Consider the following 5,748-nt stretch of genomic DNA (forward strand, 5'->3'; position numbering starts at 1 on the left):
CGCGGCGACCGGACTCGATCGCGATGAACGCGGCGAGGGTCACCGCCAGCACGCCGTAGCCGACGAGCGCAGCCGAGGCGGTCCAGCCGGTTCGTGGCCCCTCGATCAGCAGGCCCACGGCCACGACGAGAAGCACGATGAGCAAGGCCTGCCCGGGCGCGTCGATCCGTCGGATGTGCTGCCCGCGCGATTCGGGGACCACGAGCGCCACCAGCACGAGGGCGAGCAGCACGACGGGGACGTTGATCCAGAACACCGCACGCCAGTCGAACGAGGAGATCAAGACCCCACCCGTGACAGGGCCGGCCGCCATGCTGAGCCCGAAGATCGCTCCCCAGATACCGATCGCCGTGGCCCGCTCGCGCGGGTCGGTCATCACGTTCACGACGATCGCCAGCGCGACCGGGGTCAGCATGGAGGCGCCGACGCCCTGGACGGCCCGCGCGGTGATGAGGACGCCGAGGGTCGGCGCGGACGCACACGCCAACGAGGCGATTCCGAACACCACCAGACCGGTCGTGAACACCCGGCGGCGGCCGACGCGGTCTGCCAGGGCGCCCGAGGTGATCAGCAGAGCCGCAAACACCACCGTGTAGGCGTCCACCACCCACGACAACCGGTCAGCTCCCACGCCGAGAGCCCCGCCGATCTCTCCCAGTCCGATGGTCACGATCGTGGTGTCCACTCCCACCAGGAACAGCGCGAAGCCGCACACCGCCACCACCGCCCACCGGCGGCGACTCGGTGCAACGGGAGCGGGGACAGACGTCTGGATCACGCGGACACCAGCCTTTCCACAGGGGAGATCGTTCGCGGTCAATGCTCGCGGGTCCCTGCCCGGTGCTCCCAGGACTTTTGCGGAATCTGCAAAGATGAGGAGGTGCACGCGGAGGTGTCGAGGATCATCGAGGCGATCGGACCCCGTCTGCGTGCCCTCAGGACCAGCCGCGGACTCACGCTGGGCGAGCTGGCGGAGCAGACCGGCCTGTCGGTCAGCGCCCTGTCCCGACTCGAGACCGGCCACCGACAACCGACCCTGGACCTGCTCATCCCGCTCGCTCGGGCTCACCGGGTGGCGCTCGACCGACTCATTGCCGCGCCCGCCACCCGCGACCCCCGGCTGCACCTCGAACCCCACCAGCACACCGGCGGTGGCGTGATCGTGCCTCTGACCCGCTACCCCGGACGGGTTCAGGTCTTCAAGCACATCGTCGGTCCCCGCGAACCCACCCTGACGTCCCACCCTGGCCACGCCTGGCTCTACGTGCTCGCCGGCACCCTTCGCCTGCTGCTCGACACCGACGAGCACCTCCTCGGCCCCGGGGAGACCGCCGAGTTCGATCCCCGCATCCCGCACTGGTTCGGCCCGGCCGATGACACCGCGGTGGAGATCCTGCACCTGTTCGGGCCGCACGGCGACCGAGCCGTCACCCGCGTCGATCGCACGACGCCGGACGACTCACGTCACCCGGTGGGCGACCTACCCGATCAGTCCCCCGACGCCACCCGCTCGTAGTGCGCCCGGCGCAGGGGCAGCGGGAGTTCGTTCACCGTGAGTTCGGAGGTCTCGAGCCACCGGATGAGTCCGTTGACCTCCGGGGTGGTCCGCACGGGCCCGATCGTCACCACGTGTCCTCGGGGCTCGCGGGTGACGCGATGGCACCGTTGCACTAGGACGACGGGGCCGTCCGCGTTCGACTCCCGTGCGGCCCCACACCTGCCGCCGAAGAGGCAGGTGGCGCGCGCCAGCACTCCGTGGGCAGAGCGGCCCACCGCCCGGCTCAGGGCCGAGAGCAGCGCGGACTCCCTCTCCCCGCCGCACGTGCCGCAGTACATCAGCGTGAAAGCGTTCTGCGGTCGGTCGCCGGGGTTCGGGCGAGGCGGGTTCTCCGGGTGATGGGACTTCGTCATCGTCTGCTCCTCTCATCCGTCCCGGCTGTCGACCGGGCGCGGGACCCGTTCCGGGCGGGACTCCTCTGGGCGGGGCTCTTCTGGGCGGGATCACCGGCCGGTTCGGCCCGGTCCCACATCCGTCGATACCGTCCGTCCGTGCTCAGCAGCTGCGCATGGGTACCGCGCTCGATCACCCGCCCCTGCTCCAGGACGACGATCTCGTCGGCTCGGGTGACCGTGCCGAGGCGATGTGCGATGAGCAGGACGGATCGTCCGCGGGCCAACTCAGCGATCCCCTCCGAGACCTCGCTCTCGGTCCGGGTGTCCAGGGCCGAGGTGGGCTCGTCCAGCACTACGACCGGTGCATCCACGAGCAGGGCCCGGGCGATGGCCACGCGCTGCCGCTGTCCCCCGGACAGCCCGGCTCCGTCCTCCCCCAGACGCGTGTCGTATCCGTGGGGCAGGTCGCTGATCGCGGCGTGGAGCTGCGCGCGCGTGGCCGCGTCGACGATGTCGGCACGGTCGGCGTCGGGGCGGCCGAGCGCGATGTTCTCGGCCACCGTCCCCGGCACCAGATGGGTGTGCTGGAACACCTGGGTCACCGTGGCCGCGAGGGTGTCCGGGGCGATCTCGCGGACGTCCACTCCGCCGATCCTCACCGACCCGGCGGCGGGATCGTCGAGGCGTGAGAGCAGGCCACCGAGCGAGGACTTCCCGCTGCCCGAGTGGCCGACCACGGCGACCATCCCCTTCTCGGGGAGTTCCAGATCGATCCCCCGGAGCGCCGGGGTGCCGTCCGGGTAGTCGTATCCCACGTCGTCGAACCGCACCTCGACACCTCGTGGTGTCCGGGGCTCCGCCGGATCGGGAAGCTGCGGGATCTCGGCCACCGATCGCAGCCGCTCCAGGGCCGAGCGGGTCACGTGCCACTGCTCCCCCACCGACAGCGCGGCCACCAGAGGCCGGTAGACGGCGATCGCCACGAGGAGGAACCCCACGGCGATCTCCGTTCCGCGGCCGGCCACCACCGCCATCAGCACCGGGACGCCGGCCATGAGGACAGCCGAGGCCAGCATCAGCGGGGGGATCAGCCTGCCGAGCATCCGCACCGAGGAGTCGCGCAGGTCAAGCGCCGTTGCGCGCAGGACGTCGGCGATCCGCCCCGGCGCCGCGAGGACCCTCCACACGGTGATCCCGGTGAGCACGTCGACGAACCGCGCCGAGGACTCGGCCTGCAGGGTGGTCCGCTCCCGGGCGGCGGCGGTCGTCCGGGTCCCCGCCCACACGGTCGCCGGGATCGCCGCGAGGACGGCGCCGGCGAGCACGAGAGCGACGACCGGGTCGTAGACGGCCGCGGCCACCACGACGAAGACCGGCAGCCCGAGAGCCTGTCCCAGCTTGGGCAGCCCTTCGGACAGGAAGTCCTCGATCTGCTGCATGTCACCCGTGAGCAGGGCCTGGATCTCCCCGCGGCGGCGACCGGTGGCCGTCGGGACGGGCACGCGGAGCAGGTGCTCGAGCACCCACTCGCGGACATGAGCGGACACCTGGTAGGAGGCCAACCAGGAATCCCTGGCGGCCAGATACGAGGCGAGCAGTTGTCCGATGAGCGTTGCCACGGCCACCACGGTCACCTGAACGGCCCGGTTCCTGTCGACCTGCCCACCGCGGGCCAGGTCGACGACGAGGGTGATCAGCACCCCGTAGAGCAGCCCGCCGAGCAGGGACTGGACGATCCGCCAGCCCACCCCGCGCAGGACGCGGACCCGTTCGGCCCCGGCGATCCGCCACATCGTGCCCACTCCGCTCATCGGATCCCCGCCCCCGCCCGCGACTCGGCCTCGGTCAACTCGGCATAGAGCCCGCCGCGGTCGAGCAGTTCGTCGTGAGTGCCCTGCTCGGCGATCGCGCCCCGGTCGAGCACCACGATGTGATCCGCCCGGCGGGCCAGCGCGATCCGGTGGGTCGCCATCACGAGCGTCCTTCCCCGGCACCACCGCGAGATCGACTCCCACAAATCGTCCTCGGTGAGCGGGTCGACCGAGGCGGTCGGCTCGTCCATCAGGACCAGCCAGGCGTTGACGACGAGGGCCCGCGCGAGCGCGAGTCGCTGCCGCTGCCCCCCGGACAGACCCGAACCCGCCTCGCCGAGACGCCGATCGAGGACCGGGTCCCCGAGCTCCCAGAGGAGACCGACGACATTCAGCGCGTCGAGCAGGAGACCGTCGGGGGCGTCGGGCGCCCCCATCCGGAGGTTCTCCCCGATCGAGCCGGCGAACAGCAGGGGATTCTGAGCGGCCAGGCTCACCCAACGGCGGCCGGGGACGCCCAGTAGGTCGGCGGTGGGCACGCCACCGAGCATGATCTCACCGACGGGTGGTCTCTTCACCCCGGCGATCACCTCCAACAGGGTCGTCTTGCCCGATCCGGACTCCCCCACGAGGGCGACCGTCGTACCCTCCGGGACCCGAAACGAGACGCGTCGGAGCGTGCTCTCGCGCCCCCGGTGACCGAAGTCGAGGCCGTCGACGACCAGGGTGCGATCCCTCGGCTCCCGGCCGGTCACCGTCGTCGGCTCACGCGGGGCCAGGTCGAGCTGCTCCTCGACCGCTCGGGCGCTCGCCGCCGCGAGGGGAAGAGAGTGCATCCGGTAGAAGAGTGTGACGAGCGGAACCGTGTAGGCCGGGGCCAGGACCACGAACAGCAGGAACGTGTCCACCTTGAGCCTCCCGGCAGCGAGCAACCAGGCCCCGAGCACCGCGACGACCGCCGGGGTGGCGGTGACCAGAGGCGAGAACCAGGCACCCCAGCGGAGGAACGCCGCTCCCCACGCGGACTGGAGGCGCGCGGTGCGTTGGATCGCGGACACCGCCGTCGACCCCGACGTCCGCGCGCCGAAGACCCTGATCTCCGCGAGGGCGGTGAGCTGGTCCATCATCGCCCGACCCATCGCCGCGTTGGCCTCGACGAACTCGCCCATCCGGTGGGCGTTGGACCGCATCGCCCGCCGCATCGTCCAGAAGGCCAGCGGGGCCACCGCCGCGCACGCCAGGGCCAACCGCCAGTCCTCACCCAGGAGCCACACCGTCATGGCGAGCCACACCGTCACACTGGCCGCGAACTCCGGGACGCCGTGGGCCAGGATCCCCTCGAGACGCTCGACCTCCTCCCCCGCGGCAGAACGGGCGGAGGCGGTGTGACGGTCCGACAGGTCGGACAACTCCGCCACGGACCACGCTTCTCCGAGGGCGATGCGGATCCGCGCGATCACCTCGAAGGCGGCACGGTGCGCCAGCGCGGTCGCGGCACCGAAGGTGAGATAGGTGACGACGACCCCCGCAGCGGCGAGAGCGACCGCCTGGGGCACCGCCATCCCCCCGTGGCCCACCACCACGTGCACGAGCAGACGGTAGACGGCGTAGGGCACCGCGAGCTCAGCGAAGGCGGACACCACGGCGAGCGACACCGCGGCCGCGAGCAGGCGGCGGGACCCGCCGAGGTGGGGGCGCACCAGCCGTGGCACGGCCCGATAGTCGAATCCCGAGGCGCTCACTGCGGCTCTCCTCTCCGATGGCCGGTCGGGGCGAGCGGGCGGGAGGTGAGGATCAAACGGTCCGGCGACTCCCGGCTCATATGCACTCCGGCGCCACCCGCCGGGGTCCACTCCGAGGCCTCCAGCGCCGAGGGCCCGAAGGGGCACACCAGGCCGTCCGGTACGTCCACCACCCCGCCCGCCTTCAGGACCGCGCGGGCTCCGGTCTCCCGACGACGTTCGTCGTCGCCCAGGTCCTCCCACCGGTGGGTGGCGCGAGGTCCTGCGTCGGTGCCACCGGCCACCCCACCGACGGTGGCACG

6 protein-coding genes are annotated in these 5,748 nt (G+C 71.9%); 1 reads left to right on the forward strand and 5 read right to left on the reverse strand.

The annotated features are described in order from the left end of the window. Positions 1-778 (reverse strand): MFS transporter (locus G6026_RS06220; RefSeq protein ID WP_182612578.1); only part of this gene is annotated, 778 nt, incomplete at its 3' end. A 114-nt stretch (positions 779-892) separates the two neighbouring features. On the opposite strand from G6026_RS06220, the gene G6026_RS06225 reads away from it, so the two are divergent. Then, positions 893-1,516 carry an XRE family transcriptional regulator gene (locus G6026_RS06225; protein ID WP_309230249.1) on the forward strand — a complete coding sequence of 208 codons (624 nt, stop codon included), beginning with the start codon at positions 893-895 and terminating at the stop codon, positions 1,514-1,516. Here the strand turns inward: G6026_RS06225 and G6026_RS06230 are convergent. The 4 genes from G6026_RS06230 to G6026_RS06245 form a co-directional block, all read right to left on the reverse strand. Then, positions 1,489-1,911 carry a hypothetical protein gene (locus G6026_RS06230; protein ID WP_182612582.1) on the reverse strand — a complete coding sequence of 141 codons (423 nt, stop codon included), beginning with the start codon at positions 1,909-1,911 and terminating at the stop codon, positions 1,489-1,491. The genes G6026_RS06225 and G6026_RS06230 overlap by 28 nt on opposite strands. After that, complete coding sequence (locus G6026_RS06235; protein ID WP_182612584.1) at positions 1,908-3,704, reverse strand: ABC transporter ATP-binding protein; 1,797 nt, start codon at positions 3,702-3,704, stop codon at positions 1,908-1,910. The genes G6026_RS06230 and G6026_RS06235 overlap by 4 nt, the downstream gene beginning before the upstream one ends. Beyond that, positions 3,701-5,446, reverse strand: a complete 1,746-nt coding sequence (locus G6026_RS06240; protein WP_182612586.1) for an ABC transporter ATP-binding protein — start codon at positions 5,444-5,446, stop codon at positions 3,701-3,703. The genes G6026_RS06235 and G6026_RS06240 overlap by 4 nt, the downstream gene beginning before the upstream one ends. Then, on the reverse strand, positions 5,443-5,748 hold a 306-nt coding region (locus G6026_RS06245; RefSeq protein WP_206682010.1), incomplete at its 5' end, for a hypothetical protein. The genes G6026_RS06240 and G6026_RS06245, both read right to left, overlap by 4 nt.

The sequence above is a fragment of the Dietzia sp. DQ11-38-2 genome (assembly GCF_014145055.1).
In the GTDB taxonomy this organism is placed as follows: Bacteria; Actinomycetota; Actinomycetes; order Mycobacteriales; family Mycobacteriaceae; genus Dietzia.